The organism is Nocardia sp. NPDC049935 (assembly GCF_055586645.1).
This window is the reverse complement of the sequence record NZ_JBVJHV010000008.1, coordinates 173,932-194,406: the sequence shown is the minus strand read 5'-3', so window position 1 is coordinate 194,406 and position 20,475 is coordinate 173,932. Positions and strand designations below refer to the sequence as shown.

Here is a 20,475-nt window from a genome sequence, read left to right as displayed (position 1 = left end):
GGGATATGTACGAAGCAGTGGCGACGGTGGTCGGTACCGTGGTGACCGAACCGGTGAAACGGGAGCTGCCGAGCGGTGAGCAGACGGTCAGCTTCCGGCTGGCCAGCGCCGCCCGCCGGCTCGACCACGATTCCGGCGAATGGGTGGACAACGGGATCCTGTTCCTCACGGTGAGCTGCCGGCGGCGGCTGGTCGCGGGGGTGGACGCCTCCATCCGGCGCGGTGATCCGGTGATCGTGCAGGGCCAGCTCCGATCGAACGAGTACCGTACCCGGGAGGGCGCCGAGCGCCGTGACCTCGAGATGCGGGCGCATACGGTGGGGCCGGATCTCACCCGCTGCACCGCCCGGGTGACGCGTCGGCGATCCGGGAATCCCCCGGTCACCGGGAATAATTCCACCGGTTCCCACGCTGGGGAAACCGGAAACGGGGGCGTGGGGGACCAGGACGTGACGCCGGCGGCACCGCCGGCCCGGGACGACCGGGCCGGATGCGCCGACGTATGAAACCAGACCGATGTACGACGGATAGGGTGATCGCCATGGCTGAGTTCATTTACCAAATGAAGAAGGTTCGTAAGGCGCACGGCGATAAAGTCGTGCTCGACGATGTCACCTTGAACTTCCTTCCCGGCGCCAAGATCGGCGTCGTCGGCCCGAACGGCGCCGGTAAATCCAGCGTGCTGAAGATCATGGCCGGACTGGACCAGCCGAACAACGGCGAGGCCTTCCTCGCGCCGGGCGCCAGCGTCGGGATCCTGCAGCAGGAACCGCCCCTGAACGAGGAGAAGACCGTTCGCGGGAACGTCGAGGAGGGCCTCGGCGAGATCAAGGTCAAACTCGACCGGTTCAACGAGATCGCCGAACTCATGGCCACGGACTACTCCGACGAGCTCATGGACGAAATGGGCAAACTGCAGGAGGATCTCGACCACGCCGACGCCTGGGATCTGGACTCCCAGCTGGAGCAGGCCATGGACGCGCTCCGGTGCCCGCCGCCGGACGAGCCGGTCACCAACCTCTCCGGTGGCGAGCGGCGCCGGGTGGCGCTGTGCAAACTGCTGCTGAGCAAACCCGATCTGCTGCTCCTGGACGAGCCGACCAACCACCTCGACGCCGAGAGCGTGCTGTGGCTGGAGCAATTCCTGGCGCAGTACCCCGGCGCGGTCCTGGCCGTAACCCACGACCGGTACTTCCTCGACAATGTCGCCGGCTGGATTCTGGAACTCGACCGGGGCCGCGCGATCGGGTACGAGGGCAACTACTCCACCTACCTGGAGAAGAAGGCCGAGCGCCTGGCGGTCCAGGGTAAGAAGGACCAGAAGCTGCAGAAGCGGCTCAAGGACGAACTCGCCTGGGTCCGTTCCGGGGCCAAGGCCCGGCAGGCCAAGAACAAGGCGCGCCTGGGCCGCTACGAGGAGATGGCGGCCGAGGCCGAGAAGATGCGGAAGCTGGACTTCGAGGAGATCCAGATCCCGGCCGGTCCGCGCCTGGGCAGTGTGGTGGTCGAGGTCGAGCATCTCGACAAGGGCTTCGGCGACCGGCAGCTGATCAAGGACCTGTCGTTCACCCTGCCCCGCAACGGGATCGTCGGTGTGATCGGCCCGAACGGCGTGGGTAAGACGACCCTGTTCAAGACCATCGTCGGTCTGGAGGAGCCGGACAGCGGCGTGGTGAAGGTGGGGGAGACGGTCCAGCTGAGCTATGTCGACCAGTCCCGCGCCGGTATCGATCCGAACAAGACCGTGTGGCAGGTGGTTTCCGACGGGCTCGACTACATCGAGGTCGGCCAGCAGGAGATGCCGTCGCGGGCCTATGTGAGCGCGTTCGGCTTCAAGGGACCCGATCAGCAGAAGCCGGCCGGGGTGCTCTCCGGTGGTGAACGCAACCGGTTGAACCTGGCGCTCACCCTCAAACAGGGCGGCAACCTGATCCTGCTCGACGAGCCCACCAACGATCTGGACGTGGAAACGCTCGGCTCGCTGGAGAACGCCCTGGAACAGTTCCCCGGCTGCGCAGTGGTCATTTCCCACGATCGGTGGTTCCTGGACCGCACCTGCACGCATATCCTCGCGTGGGAAGGTGACGCCGACAACGAAGCCAAGTGGTTCTGGTTCGAGGGCAACTTCGAAGCCTACGAGGCCAACAAGATCGAACGCCTCGGCCCGGAAGCCGCACGGCCCCATCGCGTGACACATCGCAAGCTGACCCGCGGGTAACGCCGCAGATCTTTTCCCGCTACCAGGGTTCGGGACTACCCTCGGGACCGGCAACGGTGTGTCCGAGAACATCCGCATTCAAGGGAGTGGGAAATGACGGTCTCGTCCGAATTGTCCAGCGAGGCATGGATTGCCGAGTTGCCGGACACCCTACGGGCCGGACTCGGCGCGTTGGAGGACGGATACTTCCGGCATGTCGGGACCGACGACGCGGATTGCGAGATCACCGCTCCCACCCTCACCTTCCGGGCCCATCTGGCCCTGGCCCTGACCCGGCAGCCGGGTCAGGGCCTGGTGCGGGCGCATCACCCGGACGACGGCTCCGGACTGGGCGCCGCCGTGCAGATCGTGACCGACGATATGCCGATGCTGGTCGATTCGGTGACGGCGCTCTTCAGCCGGATGGGTGGCACGGTCAGCGAGGTCATCCATCCCATCGTCACCGTCGAGCGTGATGCCGACGGGCGGCTGATCGCGGCGCGCCCGCACGAGGCCGGGCGGGGGCGCAACGGTACGGCCCTCGGTCGCGAATCCTGGATCCACCTCCAGTTACACCCGGCCACCGGGGTGGAACTACTCGCCGAGATCGCCGCGGCCATCCCCGAGGTGATCGCCGATGTGCGGCGCGTGAGCAGTGATACCGCCGCCATCGAGGCCCGGCTCGGTGAGCTGGCGGCCGGTCTCGACACCGCCGGCGCCGCAGTCGCCGCCGATGCCGATATCGAACCGGCCGAATGCGCGCGGCTGCTGCGCTGGATGGCGGACGGCAATTTCACCGTGCTCGGGTACACCCGTTACCGCTACGAGCCGGGTGAGCCGGTTCCGGTTCCGGTGGCCGATTCCGGGCTCGGCGTCCTGCACCCCGACGCCGGCACCGGATTCCAGGTGCCGGTCAACACCGGCGCGCGGCCGCTGCTGCGGATGACCCAGGGCCTGGTCCCGGTGACCATGCAGCGCGCCGTGCACCCGTATTTCATCGGTGTGGCCGATCTCGACGGCGACGGCGAGGTCCGGGGCGAGCACCTCTTCCTCGGGGTCTTCACGGTGACGGCGCTGCACGAGAACGTCCTGGACATCCCGGTGGTGGGGCAGCGGGTGCTCTCGGCCATCGAGGGCAGCGGCTTCGCGCTCGATTCCTTCTCCGGGCAGGCCATGCTCGAGGTGATGCAGGGCTTCCCCCGCTCCGAACTGTTCTCCTCCGACGCGTCGACCCTGCGCCGCGTCGCCGGTGCGGTCCTCAATGTGGGCCTGCGCCGTCAGGTGCGGCTGTTCCTGCGGGTCGACCCGTACGGGCGTTTCGTCGCGGCGATGGTCTACCTGCCGCGCGACCGGTACACCACCGCCGTCCGCCTGGAGATCCAGGACATCCTGGTTCGCGAACTCGGCGGCGCCTCCATCGACTATTCGGCACGAGTGAGCGAAAGCGAACTCGCCAGTGTGTATTTCACCGTCCGCATGCCGGGCGCCGACGACGCCGATCCGGTGCGGGTCTCCTCGGCCGAGGAGATCTCCGAGGCCGAGCGGTTGCGGATCCAGAATCTGCTCGCCGAAGCGAGCCGTACCTGGGACGATCACCTCAACGACGCGGTGAGCAGTTCCACCGTGCTCGACCCGCGGATCGTGCGCCGTTACTGCGAGGCGTTCCCGGAGGGTTACAAACAGGATTTCACCGCCCGGCGCGCGCTCGCCGATATCGACCGGCTCGAGCGGTTGACCGCCGGCGGTATCGACCAGCACCTCTACCGGACCGCCGACGCACCGGCCGGTTCCTGGCGTTTCACCCTCTATATCGGCGGTGGCGCCATCTCGCTGAGCCAGGTGCTGCCCGTACTGCAGAGCCTCGGCGTCGAGGTGCTCGACGAACGGCCGTACCGGATCCGGCGTGAACCCGACGGCCGCAGTGCCGACCAGGAACACTGGATCTACGATTTCGGTCTGCAGGCCAGCCCGGAACTGCTGCGCGGCGCCGTCGACCAGGATCTCGACGCCGAACTGCTCGAGGTGGCGCCCGATACGCCGGCCCGGACGGCGGCCGTCGCCGCCACCGCCGCGCGCGTGCGCGATCGGTTCACCGCGGCGTTCGACGCGCTCTGGTACGGGCGGGCCGAGGCGGACGGGCTCAACGAACTCGTCCTGCGGGCCGGGCTGGACTGGCGTGAGGTCGCGGTGGTGCGGACCTACGCGAAATACCTCCGGCAGGCCGGTTTTCCGTACAGCCAGTTCAATATCGCGCGGGTGCTGCACACCTATCCGGATACCGCGCGGCTGTTCGCCGCGCTGTTCGCCGCCCGGTTCGATCCGGACAGTCATTCCGCCGAGCGCTGCGACGAACTCGAACAGCGCGTCCGCGACCGGATCGACGAGGTCGTCAGCCTGGACGCCGACCGCATCCTGCGGGCCATCCTCGGCCTGATCCGCGCCACCCTGCGCACGAACTACTACGTCACCGACAACGACGGCGCGGCCCGCGATTTCATCTCCGTGAAGGTCGAGCCCCAGGAGATCGCCGAACTGCCGCAGCCGCGGCCGCGGTATGAGATCTTCGTGTATTCGCCGCGGGTGGAGGGTGTGCATCTGCGGTTCGGTGCGGTGGCGCGTGGTGGTTTGCGGTGGTCGGATCGGTTGGAGGATTTCCGGACCGAGATTCTGGGTTTGGTGAAGGCGCAGGCGGTGAAGAACGCGGTGATCGTGCCGGTGGGTGCGAAGGGTGGTTTCGTGGTGAAGCGCCCGCCGGCCGCCACCGGCGACGCCGCGGTGGATCGCCAGGCACTCATGACCGAGGGCGTGGAGTGCTACCGCACCTTCATCTCGGGTCTGCTGGATATCACCGATAACGTCGACCTCGCCGGTGGGCAGGTGCTGCCGCCGGAGCGGGTGGTGCGCCGCGACGGTGACGATACGTATCTGGTGGTCGCCGCCGACAAGGGCACGGCCACGTTCTCCGATATCGCCAATGCGGTGGCCATCCGCTACGGGTTCTGGCTGGGTGACGCTTTCGCGTCGGGTGGTTCGGCCGGGTATGACCACAAGGCGATGGGGATTACCGCGCGGGGTGCGTGGGAGAGTGTGAAGCGGCATTTCGCCGAGATGGGGATCGATACCCAGTCGCAGGATTTCACGGCGGTGGGTGTGGGGGATATGAGTGGTGATGTGTTCGGCAACGGGATGTTGTTGTCGGAGCATGTTCGGTTGGTGGCGGCTTTCGACCACCGTCATATCTTCCTGGACCCCGACCCCGACGCCGCTTCCTCCTACGCGGAGCGGAGCCGGATGTTCGAGTTGACCCGGTCGAGTTGGGCCGATTACGACAAGTCGCTGATCAGCGCGGGCGGCGGCGTCTACGACCGCACGGTGAAATCGGTGCCGATCAGCCCGCAGGCGCGGGTCGCGCTGGGACTGGACGACGACATCGTCTCGCTGTCACCCCCGGAATTGATCCGGGCCATTCTCCTGGCCCCGGTGCAACTGCTGTGGAACGGCGGTATCGGCACCTATATCAAGGCCAGTAGCGAAACCAATGCGGACGCCGGTGACAAGTCCAACGATGCCGTCCGGGTGAACGCGGATCGGCTCCGCGCGAAGGTCATCGGTGAGGGCGGCAACCTCGGTGTCACGGCATTGGGCCGGATCGAGTTCTGCCGTAACGGCGGGAAGATGAACACCGACGCGCTGGACAATTCCGCGGGCGTGGACTGCTCCGATCACGAGGTGAACATCAAGGTTCTGCTCGACGGTGTGGTGTCGGCGGGGGAGTTGGAGCTCGCCGACCGTAATCCGCTGCTGGCCGAGATGACCGACGAGGTCGCCCGGATGGTGCTGGAGGACAACGTCTCCCAGAACTACGTGATGGGGATTTCCCGGGCCGAGTCGACCGGAATGCTCAATGTGCACCGGCGCCTGATCGAGGATCTGGAAACCCGGCGCGGCCTCGACCGTGAGCTGGAGGCCCTGCCCACCGATATCGTCCTCAAGCGCCGGCTCGAAGAGGGCAGCGGGCTGGCGTCACCGGAACTCGCCAATCTGCTGGCCCATGTGAAACTCGCGCTCAAGGCCGACCTGCTGGCCGGCGATCTGCCCGACAGCGCGCATTTCGCGGCCCGGCTGCCCGAATACTTCCCGACGCCGCTGCGGGAGCGTTTCGGCACCGCGATCAAGAAGCACCGGCTGCGCCGCGAAATCGTCACCACCCTGATCGCCAACGAGGTGGTGGACTACGGCGGGGTCACCTACACCTTCCGGCTCGGGGAGGAGATCGGCGCGACCGCCACCGATACCGTGCGCGCGTTCACCGCCGTCACCGAGGTCTTCGGGCTGCACGACATCTGGGCGCGTATCCGGGCCGCGGACGCCTCGGTGGGTGTGCGCGATCAGCTCGAACTGGAGACCAAGCGCACCCTGGACCGGGCTTCGCGCTGGCTGCTCACCAACCGGCCGCAGCCGATCGCCGTCGGCGCCGAGATCAACCGCTACCGCGAGGGCGTGCGGGAACTCGCCCCGCAGGTGCCCGGCTGGCTGCGCGGTCACCATGTGACCACCCTGACCGATCACGCCGCCGATCTCGTCGCACACGGCGCGCCGCTGGATCTGGCCACCGAGGTCTTCGGGCTGCTGCACCTGTTCCCGCTGCTCGACGTGATCGATATCGCCGATATCACCGATCGCTCGGGCGAGGAGGTCGGCTCCCTCTACTACGCCCTCAACGAGCATCTGAAGATCGACTGGCTGCTCGAGGCGGTGAGTCACCTCGAACGCGGCGACCGCTGGCACGCGCTCGCCCGGCTCGCGCTGCGCGACGATATGTACAGTTCGCTGCGGTCGCTCACCCTCGACGTGCTCTCCGGCGGCGACCCGGAGGAGAGCGCGGACGAGAAGATTGCATACTGGGAGTCCAAGAATCAGTCCCGGCTCGGTCGCGCCCGCGCGGCGCTGGCGGAATTGTTCGAGTCCGGAACCCACGATCTCGCCACGCTGTCGGTTGCGGCGCGGCAGGTGCGCAGCATGGTGAGTGGGGTGGGCGCCCAATCGGAGGTACCACGGTGACGAACGCTGTTTCCCGCAACGGGGAGGGTGCCGGAGCGGTCGCGGCCGCTCAGGCCCGACGCTTCCATACCCAGGTGCATGTGCGCTGGTCGGATATGGATGTCTTCCAGCACGTCAACCATGCCCGGATGGTCACTCTCCTGGAAGAGGCGCGGATCCCGTGGCTGTTCGGGGACGACCGGCCCACCGTCGCGCTGCGCAACGGCTGTGTGCTGGTCGACCTGCACGTGAAGTACCGGGGCCAGTTGCGCCACGAGGACACCCCGCTGGATATCGCCATGTGGATCGAGCGGTTGCGGGCCGTCGATTTCACGGTCGCCTACGAGGTGCGGGCCGCCGGCTCCGCACCGGGCACGCCGGCGGCCGTCACCGCCACCACCCAGCTGGCGGCGTTCGATATCGATTCGCAGAGCCTGCGGCGCCTCACCGCGCCCGAACGTGACTATCTGGCGCAGTGGAAGGCCGAATGACGACTGTGGCGGTGCCGAGCCGATCATGATGTCCGAAGAACGGGTCCTGACCGTCGCGGATCCGGCGGAACGGGAGAACCTCGCGACCTTCCTCACCAGGGCCCAGCGCCTGGACCCGGCCGTGGTGGTGCGGTTGCGCCGCCGTGGCGAAGGCCGGGTGGCGGCCTGGGTCGCGACCGGATTCGAGGCGCTGGCGACCCGGACGGTCGCCGCCGAACTCGGCGTCGACGATGTCACCGTCGGCGCCGACACCGTACTGGCCGGGTTGTCCGCGCCGGGCCCGATGGACCTCGGCTTCTCCGTCGACTCCGCCTGGCGCGGCGCCCTGCCGCCCGGCAGCGGGTTCTCGCATATCGACGACCTCCCGGCCCGCACACTGGTGGAGCTGGCCGAACGGGGCGCGGACCTGGCGAAGGAGCACGGCTCCGGCCACGGCCCGCCCGCCTCCCTGCTCGACCAGACCGTGCTCACCGTCTCGGCCGCCGGCGAACAGGTCCAGGTTCCGATGCGGGTGGTGTTCGCGCTCACCGCCATGGACTTCATCCCGCACTCCGGCGACCGCACCGAATCCGCGCGAATCCCCTCCGACGAACGCGTCCGCGTCCGCGCCAGCACCACCTGGCTACGCCTGGACGCCCGCTACGGCTCCGTAGCCCGCCGCCGCGCCGGCACCCTCTCCCTCACCCCGAACTGACCCCCGCATTCCCTTCCACCAACCGCTCGCCCCCGCCAGGGCCGGGCCCGCCCGGTTCTGGAGCGACCAGAGGAAGGGAGCGCAGCGACCGCCCGCCGGGAGCGAAGAACCGGGTTAACAGGGCCCCGCCCTCGAGCGGCGGAGCCGCTCCAACTAAGCAGCCCCCTCGCCGAGGTATTGGAGCCAGACCGGATCGAGTTCGTTGACGGTGGACAGCAGCCGCCAGTGCGGGCCCTTCGGGGAGACCAGCGGAGAGCGCAGGGTCCAGCCCAGTTCGGCCAGGAGTTTGTCGGCTTTTCGATGGTTACAGGGCGCGCAGCTCGCGACGCAGTTCTCCCAGCTGTGTTCGCCGCCGCGGCTGCGCGGGATGACGTGGTCGATCGTTTCGGCTTTGCCGCCGCAGTAGCCGCAGCGGTAGCGGTCGCGTTGCATGAGGGCGGCGCGGGTCATCGGGACGCGGGCGCGGTAGGGGACACGCACATAGGTGCGCAGCCGGATGACGGAGGGAATGGCGACCGCGGCGCCGGCGGAGTGCAGGACCGGGCCGGTGGGATCGTGGTGGACCGCGTCGGCCTTATCGCAGACCAGCAGGACGATCGCGCGGCGGGCGGTGAGCGCGGTGAGGGGTTCGTAGGTGGCGTTGAGCAGCAGAACGCGCCGTTTGAGCCAGTTCAGCGGTGGGGTGGGGAGAGCGGAGTCGCTCGGAGAGAAAACGGAATCGGTAGCGGATGCGGTATCGGCGGTGTGCCTGTTGACCGCGTGATCGGACAGCAATTGCAACGGAGGAGCCCCCGACCCACGAGCGTGGACGTCGGCGGGCTTCAGTTGTCGGTGGCGTAGGGCCTCCGTTGATCGGGCGCCGGTCCGTTGCTTCATGTCGACCCCAAATTCTGCGTTTCAAGATCATGTGGTATCTCGCCGGGAGACAGAACCCAGTTGACCACGGAAAGTTCCGGAGTGCACGGTTATTTTGCACAATGGCTGGTTAACTGTCGCTGAAGCGACGCCCGGGGGCCACCCGGGCGGTGGGCCCGGCGCGGCCCGCTGCCGGTCGGCGGCGGGGAATCTGCGACCGCGCGGCGCGGCGGGCACAATGGACGGCGCACCCACCGAAAACGAGAGGTTTCATGACTTCGGGTAACCCGGCTTCCGGCCCTGCGCCGAGCGAACCGGCCGCGAACTCCTTCTACGAGGCCGTCGGCGGGGACGAGACGTTCCACCGGCTGGTCGCGGTGTTCTACCGCGAGGTGGCCGCCGACGAGATCCTGCGACCCATGTATCCGGAGGAGGATCTGGGCCCGGCGGAGCGCCGGTTGCGGATGTTCCTCGAACAGTACTGGGGTGGCCCTCGCACCTACTCCGACGAACGCGGCCATCCGCGCCTGCGGATGCGCCATATGCCCTTCCAGATCGGCCCCGTGCAGCGGGACGCCTGGCTGCGGTGCATGCGGATCGCGGTCGCCGAGATCGAACCCGAAACCCTCGACGACGAGCACCGCCGCCGGCTCCTGGACTACCTGGAGATGGCCGCCAACTCCCTCATGAACAGTGTTTATTAATTTTGGAGCAGCTCCGCTGCTCGAACCCGTTTTCGGGCCTCGCCGGGTTCGGCGGGGGCGGGAGATCGATTCTGTACGGCGGGATGGGCGAGCGTCGCCGGAGATCGGGCGCTGTGCGGGTCGTGGGGTGGGCAACACGCCACCGGTGGGCGATCTACTACAGGGGATCGGATACCTTTAACGGGTGAGCATTCTCGAGACAGTGGCGGTGTTCGCCGGTATCCCGCTGGGGATCTACCTCATAATCGCCGGTTTGTCGTATATCGGTAAGCCGCTGCCCGGTGAGAAGCCGGTCCACTTCGATATGAGCAAGAAGTGGACGTCGGAGCCGGTGCTGTGGAGTGCTACCGATGAGGTCACCGGGCATGGTCATTCCTACGATGCCGGTGAGTCGTCACATGGGTCCCATGTGGCGTTCGATTCCCTGGAAGCCCCGAAGGGCGCGCTGATCGGAGGCCGGGCAAGTGGCAAGTACTAAATGGCCCGCGGTGGTCGAGTCCGACCTGCCGCACGGATACGCGCTGATGAGCAGCGGCCGGGTCTCCGGGGTGCACGAGGCCGGCGATGTGTTCAAGGAGGCGCCGTTCGACAACAACGAGCGGCTCGCCGTGGACAATGTGCTGACCGAGGCGACCCGCGCGACCAAGGTGCGGTTCAACGTGTTCATCGGGGATCTCGGTCCCGATGCCGGCGCCGCCGTGGACGCGTTGTTCCCGTCCACTCCCGAGGCCGCTCGTTCGGTGCTCATCGCGGTCTCCCCGAACGATCATTCCGTCGAGGTCCGCTCCGGCCGGGATGTGGCCGAACGGGCCAACGACCGGGTGTGCCAGCTCGGCGTCACCGCCGCGCTCAGCTCGCTGCGCCAGGGTGAGCTGATCGACGGCCTGATCTCCGCTGTCCGGGTGATGGCCGCGGCCATCGGCCGCTGAGAGCGCGCCCCGGACGGGGCGTGATCCGGGAGCGCTCGCTACCGACGACAACGGCGCGTCCACCCCTCGGGGTGGACGCGCCGTTTCGCGACCGGTGTCAGGAGATATCGAAGGCGCGGGCCCGCAGCGAACGTTCGATCCCGGCTTTGCCCTCGGTCACCAGGCGGCGCAGGGCCGGCGGGTGGTCGCCGGCGAGGAATTCGTCGGCCCGGGCCACGGCCTGCTCGCTGATCTCCCAGGACGGGTAGAGCCCGATCACCACGGTCTGCGCGACCTCACTGGAGCGCCGATCCCATACCGCGGGGATCTCGGCGAAGTACCGCTCCAGATACGGCTGCAGCAGGGCATCCTGACCGGCGGGAGCGAATCCGTTGACGATCGAACGCGCGGTGATGTTGGGCACCGAGTCGTCGTCCATCACGGTCGCCCACGCCGACTCCTTCACCTCGGCGATCGGCCGCGCGGTAGCGGCGGTGGCGGCCTGGCGCCGGCCGGCGGCCGTTTCGTCGTTGCGCAGTTCGCCGTCGATCACGGGAGTGCCGGCGCCGTCGGCGTCGACCTCTCCTGCCGCCGCCAGCGCGGTGAGCAGCCGCCAGCGCAGATCCGTATCGACGGTGAGCCCGGCGAGGCCCACCGCGGCCGGATCGCCGTCGAGGAGTTCGCGCAGCACCTCGGTATGCCACGGCGACAGTTTCGCGCCGGTGAGAGCGTTGACGAAGGCCAGCTGATGGTCGGAGCCGGATTCGGCTTCCCGGGCCAGTTCCAGGAGCCGGTTGGCGTAATCAGCCCACCCGGTCGCCTCGGCCCACGCCGGATCGGCGTAGCTGCGCAGCGTGGTGTTGGCCTGCATGAGCAGGCGCTGCACCACCCCGATCTCGGATTCCGCGCCCACTCCGCGCTGCACCAGGGCGACGAAGTCGCGGGCCCGGAATTCGGCCTGCCGGGTCATCTCCCAGGCCGCCGACCAGGCCAGCGTGCGGGGGAGCGGTTCGGCGATATCGGCGATCCGGTTCACCAGGACGTCGAGCGAATCGGCGTCGAGCCGGACCGAGCAGTAGGTGAGGTCGTCATCGTTGACCAGGACGAACTTTCCGCGCGGAACACCGGTGAGTTCGGGCACCTCGGTGCGTTCGGCGGCCCGCAGATCGAGCTCCACCCGGTGGGTGCGCACCAGTTTGCCGTCCCGGTCGTCGTAGACGCCGACCGCCAGCCGGTGCACCCGGCGTTCTCCGGCGCCGGGTTCGGCGCCTTCCTGGATCACCGCGAAGGAGGAGAAGTTTCCGTCGGCGTCCACCTCGAAATCGGGGCGCAGGATATTGAGACCGGTGGTCTTGAGCCACTGGGTGCCCCAGCCGGACAGATCCCGCCCGGAGGATTTCTCCAGAGCCGCGAGCAGATCGTCGAAGGTGGCGTTACCGTACGCGTGGTCGGCGAAGTAGGCGCGCAGACCGGCCAGGAACGGCTCCAGCCCGACATAGGCGACCAGCTGCTTGAGCACGCTGGCGCCCTTGGCGTAGGTGATGCCGTCGAAGTTCACCTCCACCGCCGCCAGATCCGGGATATCGGCGGCGATCGGGTGCGTGGAGGGCAGCTGGTCCTGCCGGTAGGCCCAGGATTTCTCCACATTGGCGAAAGTGGTCCAGGCGCTGGTGTATTCGGTGGCCTCGGCCTGGCACAGCACCGAGGCGAAGGTGGCGAACGACTCGTTGAGCCACAGATCGTCCCACCACTTCATGGTGACCAGATCGCCGAACCACATATGGGCCATCTCGTGCAGCACGGTTTCGGCCCGGCGCTCGTAGGAGGCCCGGGTGACCTTGGACCGGAACACGTAGTCCTCGAGGAAGGTCACCGCGCCCGCGTTCTCCATCGCGCCCGCGTTGAACTCCGGTACGAACAGCTGGTCGTACTTGCCGAACGCGTACGGGATCCCGAAGTTCTTGTGGTAGAAGCCGAATCCCTGCTTGGTCTCGGTGAACAACCGGTCGGCGTCCATGAACTCGGCGAGTGAGGCACGGCAGAAGATCCCGAGCGGGATGGTGCCGTGATCATCGGTGTAGCTGTCGGACCACTGCGCGTACGGACCGGCGATGAGCGCGACCAGATAGGTGCTCATCAGGGGAGTGGTGGCGAACGTGTGCCGCCCGCCGTCGGCGGTGCCCGCGCCGTTGGAGATCACCTTCCAGTCCTGCGGGGCGATGACCTCGATATCGAAGGTGGCCTTGAGGTCCGGCTGGTCGAAGCAGGCGAACATCCGTTTCGCGTCGGCCGTCTCGAACTGGGAGTACAGGTACACCGCGCCGTCGGCGGGGTCGACGAACCGGTGCAGGCCCTCGCCGGTGTGCGAGTACTCGCATTCGGCCTCGACCACCAGTTCGTTGCGTTCGGCCAGGTCGGGCAGGGTGATCCCGGTCGCCTCGTCGTATCCGGCGATATCGAGCGGTTTGCCGTTGAGGGTCGCCGACCGCACACCCCGCGCCACGATATCGATGAAGGTGCGGGATCCGGGTTTCGCGGTGAAGGTGACCGTGCTGCGGGAGAAGAACGTCTGTTCGCCCGGTTGACCGCCGCCGTCCGTGAGATCGAGGTCGACGGAGTAGTTCTCGACCGAGACGATTCCGGCGCGTTCGATCGCCTGATCGCGGGTGAGGTTCGGTGCGGACATCGGACTCCTTCGAGGGCACAGTGGGCACGGGCGCTGTCCACAATGCCACGTGGGTAAGGTTGCTCGCGTGCGCGTCGACCCCGCACACCACTCGACCAGGATCGGAGCCCCGCCAGTGAAACACGTGCACGCCGGCAAGGTGCGTGACCTGTACACCGACGGCGACACCCTGCTGCTGGTCGCCTCGGACCGGGTCTCGGTGTACGACGTCTCGCTGCCGACCCCGATCCCGGACAAGGGCGCCCTGCTCACGCAGCTGTCGAACTGGTGGTTCGAGTACTTCTCCGATATCCCCAACCATGTGCTGTCCACCACCGATGTGCCGCCGGAGTTCGCGGGCCGCGCCATCCGGGTGAAACCCCTGAAGATGGTGCTGGTGGAATGCGTCGCCCGCGGCTACCTGGTCGGATCGGGCTGGAAGGACTACCAGCGGACCGGTTCGGTATCGGGGATCCGGCTGCCCGAGGGGCTGCGGGAGGGCGACCGGCTCCCGGAACCCATCTTCACCCCGACCACCAAGGTCTCGGCGTCCGGTCACGACGAGCCGATGACCTTCGACGAGGTCGTCGCGCAGGAGGGCCGTCCCGTGGCCGAACGCCTGCGCGATCTCACCCTGGAGTTGTACACCCGCGGTGCGGCCTATGCGGCCGAGCGGGGTGTGATCATCGCCGACACCAAGGTCGAGTTCGGCTGGGACGGTGAGGTGCTCACCCTCGGCGACGAACTGCTGACCTCGGATTCCTCCCGTTTCTGGCCGGCCGCGGAATGGGAGCCGGGCCGCCCGCAGCGCTCGTTCGACAAACAGTTCGTCCGGGACTGGGCGACCTCGACCGGCTGGGACAAGGAGCCGCCGGGGCCCGAGATCCCCGCCGATATCGTGGCGGCCACCCGCGGGAAATACGTGGAGGCCTACGAGCTGATCACCGGCCGCACCTGGTAGCTGCCACCGGCCTCCGGTTCACAGCGGTATCGAGGTGTCCGCCAGTCTGTCCGGATCGACCGGGTCTCCGGAAAGGATCAGTTCCTTGATCCGGTCACCGGCGTCCCAGACGTTCACATTCATCCCGGCGAGCACCCGGCGCTGTGCGTCGAGCCAGAACGCCACGAACTCCCGGCCCGCCCGATCGCCGCGCACCACCACCTGCTCGTAGTCGCCGGGCGCCGCGAACCCGGTGTACTCCATCCCGAGGTCGTACTGGTCGGTGAAGAAGTACGGGAGCCGGTCGTAGACGGCCGACTTGCCCAGCATGGTCTCCGCGGCCACGGCCGGCTGATTCAGGGCAGTGGCCCAATGCTCGACCCGGATCCGGCGCCCGAGCACGGGATGGTCCTGTTCGGCGATATCGCCGACCGCCACGATATCGGGATCACTGCTGGTCAGACCGGCATCGACGAGGACCCCGGTATCGATCGGCAGCCCCGCGGACTCCGCGAGATCCAGCCGCGGCCGGGCCCCGACCGCGACCAGGACGGCATCGGCCGCCACCGTCGAGCCGTCCGCGAAACGCACCCCGGTCGCCCGCCCCGCCGAGGTGGTGATCTCCTCCACCCGGGTGCCGAACCGCAAATCCACCCCGTGCGCGCGATGCAGGTCGGCGAAGACCTCGCCCATCTCGGGCCCGAGAGCGCCCAGCAGCGCCCCGGTCGCGGTCTCCACGACCGTGACCGCCACATCCGCCGACCGGGCCGCCGCGGTGACCTCGAGCCCGATCCACCCGGCCCCGATCACCACCACCCGCTCGGCGGTGCGCAGCAACTCGATCAGCGCGTCGGAGTCCTCCAGCGTGCGCAGGGTGTACACCCCCGGCGCGTCGGCGCCCGGGATCGGCAGGGTGCGGGGCGCGGACCCGGTCGCCAGGGCGAGTTTGTCGTATTCCAGCGCCGAACCGTCGGGCAGCCGCACCGTCCGGGCCGCCCGGTCGACGGCGGTGACCTCGGTACCGAGCAGCAAGTCGACGTTGTGATCGCGATACCAGGCGGAATCGGCGACGGTGAACTCCTCCACCGGTTTCTTACCCAGCAGGTACTCCTTGGACAGCGGCGGGCGTTCGTAGGGCAGGTGCTCCTCGGCGCCGATCAGGGTGATATGCCCGTCGAAATCGTTGTCCCGCAGCGCCTGGGCGAGTTTCGCGCCGGCCAGCCCGGCGCCGACGATCACGAAATGTCGCGCAGATGTCATGGATGACACTCCCTTGTGGTGGGTTGTTCCAGCGACGATCCGGACTACTCCCGCCAGCGTACTGAGCGCGCCCGCGATATTCGGCCGGACCGGGAACGAAAACCCGCCCCGGTGGGTTGGTCGGAGTGCAGCGAAAACTACGGAGAGGAACATTCGTGTCCGACACGGCCGTGAAGAAGGATCTTGCCGAATTCTGGTTCGACCCCCTGTGCCCGTGGTGCTGGATCACTTCCCGCTGGATCCTCGAGGTCGCGCAGGTCCGCGATATCGAGACCCGATTCCACGTGATGAGCCTCGCGGTGCTGAACGAGGGCCGTGATCTGCCGCCCCAGTACGAAGAACTGATGAAGAACGCCTGGGGCCCGGTCCGCGTGGCCATCGCGGCGGCCCGGCAGCACGGCGACGACATCCTGCCGGCGCTCTACACCGCGATGGGCACCCGGTTCCACGACCGGCGGCCGGAGTTCGAGCAGGAGGGTGACGCGCAGGCGACGTTCGCGGCGATCGTCGCCGACGCGCTCACCGAAGCCGGCCTGCCCGCCGAACTGGCGGAAGCGGCGACGAGCACCGACTACGACGAGGCGCTGCGGGTCAGCCACCACGCCGGTATGGACAAGGTGGGACCCGATGTCGGCACACCCACCATCCACGTCAACGGGGTCGCGTTCTTCGGACCGGTGCTCTCCCGCATCCCGCGCGGGGAGGAAGCGGGGAAGCTGTGGGACGCGGTGGTCACACTGGCTGCCTACCCGCACTTCTTCGAGCTGAAGCGCACCCGCGACGAGGAGCCCGTGTTTACCTAGCTGGAATATTGGAGCAGCTCCGCTGCTCGAGGTTCGGCCCTCTTTGGCGCCTGCTGTCGGCCCTCGAGACTCGTGGCTTCGCCACATGCGCTTCGAGGGCCGACAGCAGGCGCGGGCCGAACCGTTTCAGGCGCGGGCCGAACCGTTTCAAGGGCGGGCCGAACCGTTCAAGGCCTCGCTGGACTCGGCGCCGTGAGGGGTCGGCTCGGGTTGGGTGGAGCGGGGCGGGGCCCGAGTTGGAGGGACCGTCGGGTGGGACCGGGTCGGGGCGGTCAGTGGGGGGTTTTCGACAGCTCCACTTCTCCGCCGCCGAACGGGCCGGGTGGGGGCATGGGAGGCGGGGCGAGGCGCGGGGGTACGGGGTTGGGGCGCCAGAAGAGACGGCCGTGGGCGCTGCGGTCGCGCAGGGCCCACATTCGCCAGGTCAGGACGGGGTGGGAGGACATGGCGTTGACCATCCAGACGAAGAAGCCGCGTTCCTGGGCGGCGCGGTCGGCCATCTCGTCGAAGCCCACGACGCTGTTGAGGTACTTGCCGGCGGCCAGGGTGCCCATGGCGGCGGGGGCGCCCTGGGGGCGATGGCAGTAGCCGTGGTTGTCGGCGGTGTATTCCTGGGAGCGGATCAGCGAATTGCCGAGGATCGGCAGGAACGGCACCAGGAACATGCCGAGCTGGCGCCAATAGGAGGTGTGACCGGCGGCGATATGCCCCACCTCGTGGCCGATGATGAAGGCCAGGGCGTCGGGTTCGCGGGCCGCGCCGCTGATCTCGAAGAGGTCGCTGTAGACCACCACGTACCGGCGGAAACCGTGCCCGGACGCGAACGCGTTGATCTGGCCGTTGCCGAGCACGACATAGGCGTCCGGGGCCTTCGCCATCCCGAACCGCGCCGCGGCCTCCTGCACCATGCGGTATCCGTCGGGAAACTGCGTCGGTGACATCCGCACCCCGTTGACCCGCTGGGACGAGAAATTCACGCCGCGGCCGAACCAGATCAGCAGCGGGGCCGCCACCAGGATCAGTACGTACTGGTTCACCGCGCCCAGGAACAGCAGCAGAAACGCGAGCGCATAGGCCACGGTGGTGAACAGGACCACCACCACCAGTAGCGGAATCTCCCAGCTGTGCCGCGCGGGCATCCCGAACGGGGATAGTCCGCGCGGCTCGTGGGCCGGTCCCGGCGGCGGCGGATAGCCACCGGCGAAGGGAGCGGCGGTCGCCCGGTCGGTGAGCCACGGGTAGTGCCCGGGCTCCGGCGGATGCGCGGACCAGGCGGGGCCGGGCCCGGATCCGGACGGTTGCTGAGGGTCGTGCGGCTGCATACCACGACTCTAAGCAGTCACCCCGGGACACCGCCCGCCGTCACGGCCTGTCCCGGGGCCTGACACAATCGCGGCATGCGCGTATACCTGGGTGCCGATCACGCTGGTTTCGAACTGAAGAACGCCGTCAAGGACCACCTGGAAAAGGCCGGTCACGAGGTCGTCGACTGCGGCGCCCTCGTCTACGACGCGCTCGACGACTACCCCGCCTTCTGCATCGAGGCGGCCCGCCGCACCGTCGCCGACCCGGGCAGCCTCGGGCTGGTCTTCGGCGGTAGCGGGAACGGCGAGCAGATCGCCGCCAACAAGGTGCCGGGCGCCCGCTGCGCCCTGGCCTGGAGCGTCGAAACGGCGCAGCTGGCCCGTCAGCACAACAACGCCCAGCTCATCGGAATCGGCGGGCGGATGCATTCGCGGGAAGAAGCGCTCGCGATCGTGGACGCCTTCCTCGCGACCCCCTGGTCGGAGGAGGAGCGTCACCAGCGCCGGATCGATATCCTCGCCGACTACGAGAAGTCCGGCGAGGCGCCGGCGCTGCCCGCCCACTGACCGGACAGGTCAGCGGCGGTGCCGGAAGGTCATACCCTGCACCGTCTCGCGCGCCGGCACGATCGCCGGCTCGCGGGCGCGGTGGTGCGGGTGTCGAGCCCGCAGGGCAAATTCGCCGACGGCGCGGCCCGGGTCGACGGGCGGATGCTGCGCCGGGCGCAGGCCTGGGGTAAGCATCTGGTCCACGAATACGAGGGCGAGATATTCGTCCACGTCCACCTCGGGCTGTACGGCACCTTCACCGAATCCGGGCTGCCGATGCCCGAACCGGTGGGGCAGGTGCGGATGCGCCTCACCGGGCCCGGCCGCGACGGTTCCGGGTTCGGTACCGACCTGCGCGGACCCACCGCCTGCGAGATCCTCACCCCACCGGAGGTCGACGCCCTGGTCGCGCGGCTCGGACCCGATCCGCTGCGCGCCGACGCGGAACCCGGGCGCGCGTGGGAGCGGATCCGGCGTTCCCGCCGGGGCATCGGGTCGCTGCTGATGGATCAGCGTGTGGTCGCCGGCGTGGGCAACGTCTATCGCGCGGAAGTGCTGTTCCGGCACGGGATCTCCCCGGCCCGGCCGGGAACCGATATCACCGCGCCGCAGTGGTCGGCGCTGTGGGACGACCTCGTCGCGCTGATGCGGGTAGGCGTGCGTCGCGGGAAGATGCACGTGATCCGCCCCGAAGACGACCACGGCGCGCCCTCCTACGCCCCCGACCGGCCCCGCACCTATGTGTACCGCCGCGCGGGCGAACCGTGCCGCCGGTGCGCGGCGGCGGTGCGGTACCGCGTGCTCGAGGGCAGGAACCTGTTCTGGTGCGCGCAGTGCCAGCCGGACTGACGCCGGATCAGCCCGCCACCGCGGTATCGACGGCGGTATCGCCGGGGTCGGCGCCGACGTAGCGGCGGCCGCCCGCGGTTTTCGCCGAGTACATCGCGTGATCGGCACGACGCAGCAGTTCCGCCAGTTCGCTCCGGTCCTCGGGCGGCGAATAGGTGGTCCCCACGCTCGCCGATACCGGTACCGGCCCGGCCGAGGACCACACCGAATCGTTGAGGGCGAGAACGATATCGCCGGCCAGTCCGGCGACGTGGTTATCGGCCATCGCGGCGGCCAGCACGAACTCGTCGCCGCCGTACCGGCAGACCACCGCGCCCGTGGGCGCCACCTCGCGGAGCCGTTTCGCGAGTTCCACCAGCACCTCGTCGCCGACGGCGTGGCCGTAGTTGTCGTTGATCTGTTTGAACCGGTCCAGGTCCACCACCAGCAGCCCGATACCCCGTTCCGGGTGTTCGGCCATCTTCCGAACCCGGTTGCGCAGCAGCGTGCGGTTGGCCAGCCCGGTGAGGGCGTCGTGGGTGGCCTCGTGTTCCAGCCGCTGCTGCAGCGCCGCGAATTCCCGGACCCGCTGGGTGGCCTCGTCGGAGAAGTTCTTCTTCTGCTGGGCCAGGGCGAGTTCCTGCAGCGCCTGGGCGTAGCTGTCGATGGCCTGACTGGCCACCAGCGGCCACTGTGTGGCGACCAGCGAGCCGCGCGGTCCGGCCGGGAACCCCAGCAGGGTCCGGGTGACCAGCGCCAGCATCCGCACATGGTGCAGTGGCTCGGCGCACAGTCGCGCGCCCAGCCGCCGGGCGGCGCGCACCGGGAAGGGATCGGAAACGGTGAGATCGAGTAGTTCCTCGAGAATCTCGATGAGAACGGGCTCGATCTCCGCCGCGGTGATGTCCGCATCGGGCTGTGCGCCCGCGGCCAGCGCCCATTCGCGCGCCGTGGAGCGGACCGGGGGCCGGCTCTCAGCTGCCATGGCGATCACCGGAGGCCGAGGTCATCGCGCCGCGGATACCGTCCCGCGGCTCGGGTGCCGGGCCGGGCCGGCTCTGTCGTACTGCTATGCGGGAGGTCCACCTTGTCGGGTGCACGCCACCGCCCCCTTTCCAGAAACCCCGTCCGGCAAGAAGATCGTAGCAAGATGGTGGGTCCCGGCGACTTGCCTTCTATAACAAGTTCGCGGACCCGGAGCAACAGCAATCTCTGTCGTATCGCTATGAATCCGTCC

At 68.4% G+C, this 20,475-nt stretch carries 17 protein-coding genes; 12 read left to right on the top strand and 5 right to left on the bottom strand.

Translation table 11 applies throughout. The features are described from left to right. The first annotated feature begins 5 nt into the window (after positions 1–5). The 5 genes from ACZ6SF_RS27600 (at position 6) to ACZ6SF_RS27580 (ending at position 8,422) form a co-directional block, all read left to right on the top strand. On the top strand, positions 6–506 hold the full coding sequence (locus tag ACZ6SF_RS27600) for a single-stranded DNA-binding protein (RefSeq protein ID WP_466065850.1): 501 nt from the start codon (positions 6–8) through the stop codon (positions 504–506). Between the two features lie 35 nt (positions 507–541). Next, on the top strand, positions 542–2,218 hold the full coding sequence (gene ettA / locus ACZ6SF_RS27595) for an energy-dependent translational throttle protein EttA (protein WP_466065848.1): 1,677 nt from the start codon (positions 542–544) through the stop codon (positions 2,216–2,218). Between the two features lie 93 nt (positions 2,219–2,311). Then, positions 2,312–7,258, top strand: coding sequence for an NAD-glutamate dehydrogenase (locus tag ACZ6SF_RS27590; protein ID WP_466065847.1), 4,947 nt, complete (start codon positions 2,312–2,314; stop codon positions 7,256–7,258). Next, the gene (locus tag ACZ6SF_RS27585; RefSeq protein WP_466065845.1) at positions 7,255–7,728 is read left to right on the top strand and encodes an acyl-CoA thioesterase; all 474 of its coding nucleotides are present in this window, start codon (positions 7,255–7,257) and stop codon (positions 7,726–7,728) included. Before ACZ6SF_RS27590 ends, ACZ6SF_RS27585 begins: the two co-directional genes overlap by 4 nt. Positions 7,729–7,753: 25 nt before the next feature. Beyond that, the gene (locus ACZ6SF_RS27580; protein WP_466065843.1) at positions 7,754–8,422 is read left to right on the top strand and encodes a DUF8185 domain-containing protein; all 669 of its coding nucleotides are present in this window, start codon (positions 7,754–7,756) and stop codon (positions 8,420–8,422) included. A gap of 153 nt (positions 8,423–8,575) precedes the next feature. On the opposite strand, the gene ACZ6SF_RS27575 is transcribed toward ACZ6SF_RS27580, so the two are convergent. Next, positions 8,576–9,298, bottom strand: a complete 723-nt coding sequence (locus tag ACZ6SF_RS27575; RefSeq protein ID WP_466065841.1) for an HNH endonuclease — start codon at positions 9,296–9,298, stop codon at positions 8,576–8,578. A gap of 251 nt (positions 9,299–9,549) precedes the next feature. On the opposite strand from ACZ6SF_RS27575, the gene ACZ6SF_RS27570 reads away from it, so the two are divergent. The 3 genes from ACZ6SF_RS27570 to ACZ6SF_RS27560 all read left to right on the top strand — a co-directional run bounded on the left by ACZ6SF_RS27570 (position 9,550) and on the right by ACZ6SF_RS27560 (position 10,910). Next, positions 9,550–9,981 carry a globin gene (locus ACZ6SF_RS27570; RefSeq protein WP_466065839.1) on the top strand — a complete coding sequence of 144 codons (432 nt, stop codon included), beginning with the start codon at positions 9,550–9,552 and terminating at the stop codon, positions 9,979–9,981. Between the two features lie 184 nt (positions 9,982–10,165). Then, positions 10,166–10,459 (top strand): aa3-type cytochrome oxidase subunit CtaJ, encoded by a 294-nt coding sequence (gene ctaJ, locus ACZ6SF_RS27565; protein ID WP_466065837.1) that lies wholly within the window; start codon positions 10,166–10,168, stop codon positions 10,457–10,459. Further along, positions 10,446–10,910 carry a DUF5130 domain-containing protein gene (locus ACZ6SF_RS27560; RefSeq protein ID WP_466065835.1) on the top strand — a complete coding sequence of 155 codons (465 nt, stop codon included), beginning with the start codon at positions 10,446–10,448 and terminating at the stop codon, positions 10,908–10,910. Before ctaJ ends, ACZ6SF_RS27560 begins: the two co-directional genes overlap by 14 nt. 97 nt (positions 10,911–11,007) lie before the next feature. On the opposite strand, the gene pepN is transcribed toward ACZ6SF_RS27560, so the two are convergent. Next, complete coding sequence (gene pepN, locus ACZ6SF_RS27555) at positions 11,008–13,575, bottom strand: aminopeptidase N (protein ID WP_466065833.1); 2,568 nt, start codon at positions 13,573–13,575, stop codon at positions 11,008–11,010. Between the two features lie 115 nt (positions 13,576–13,690). Between pepN and ACZ6SF_RS27550 the strand changes: the two genes are divergently transcribed. After that, positions 13,691–14,515 carry a phosphoribosylaminoimidazolesuccinocarboxamide synthase gene (locus ACZ6SF_RS27550; RefSeq protein WP_466065831.1) on the top strand — a complete coding sequence of 275 codons (825 nt, stop codon included), beginning with the start codon at positions 13,691–13,693 and terminating at the stop codon, positions 14,513–14,515. Positions 14,516–14,533: 18 nt separating this feature from the next. Here ACZ6SF_RS27550 and ACZ6SF_RS27545 read toward each other — a convergent pair whose 3' ends face one another. Continuing rightward, a complete protein-coding gene (locus ACZ6SF_RS27545) occupies positions 14,534–15,754 on the bottom strand; it encodes an NAD(P)/FAD-dependent oxidoreductase (RefSeq protein ID WP_466065829.1) in 1,221 nt (406 codons plus the stop codon). A 116-nt stretch (positions 15,755–15,870) separates the two neighbouring features. On the opposite strand from ACZ6SF_RS27545, the gene ACZ6SF_RS27540 reads away from it, so the two are divergent. Next, on the top strand, positions 15,871–16,557 hold the full coding sequence (locus ACZ6SF_RS27540; RefSeq protein WP_466065827.1) for a mycothiol-dependent nitroreductase Rv2466c family protein: 687 nt from the start codon (positions 15,871–15,873) through the stop codon (positions 16,555–16,557). Between the two features lie 272 nt (positions 16,558–16,829). Here ACZ6SF_RS27540 and ACZ6SF_RS27535 read toward each other — a convergent pair whose 3' ends face one another. After that, complete coding sequence (locus tag ACZ6SF_RS27535) at positions 16,830–17,879, bottom strand: M48 family metallopeptidase (protein ID WP_466065825.1); 1,050 nt, start codon at positions 17,877–17,879, stop codon at positions 16,830–16,832. 75 nt (positions 17,880–17,954) lie between these two features. Here ACZ6SF_RS27535 and ACZ6SF_RS27530 point away from each other — a divergent pair, with 75 nt between their 5' ends. Together ACZ6SF_RS27530 and ACZ6SF_RS27525 are read left to right on the top strand one after the other, a co-directional pair. Beyond that, entirely contained in the window at positions 17,955–18,428 is a 474-nt protein-coding gene (locus tag ACZ6SF_RS27530) for a ribose-5-phosphate isomerase (protein WP_466065823.1), read from the top strand. 18 nt (positions 18,429–18,446) lie between these two features. Then, positions 18,447–19,259, top strand: a complete 813-nt coding sequence (locus ACZ6SF_RS27525) for an Fpg/Nei family DNA glycosylase (RefSeq protein ID WP_466065821.1) — start codon at positions 18,447–18,449, stop codon at positions 19,257–19,259. A gap of 7 nt (positions 19,260–19,266) precedes the next feature. Here ACZ6SF_RS27525 and ACZ6SF_RS27520 read toward each other — a convergent pair whose 3' ends face one another. Further along, the gene (locus ACZ6SF_RS27520) at positions 19,267–20,223 is read right to left on the bottom strand and encodes a diguanylate cyclase domain-containing protein (RefSeq protein WP_466065819.1); all 957 of its coding nucleotides are present in this window, start codon (positions 20,221–20,223) and stop codon (positions 19,267–19,269) included. Between the last annotated feature and the right edge of the window lie 252 nt (positions 20,224–20,475).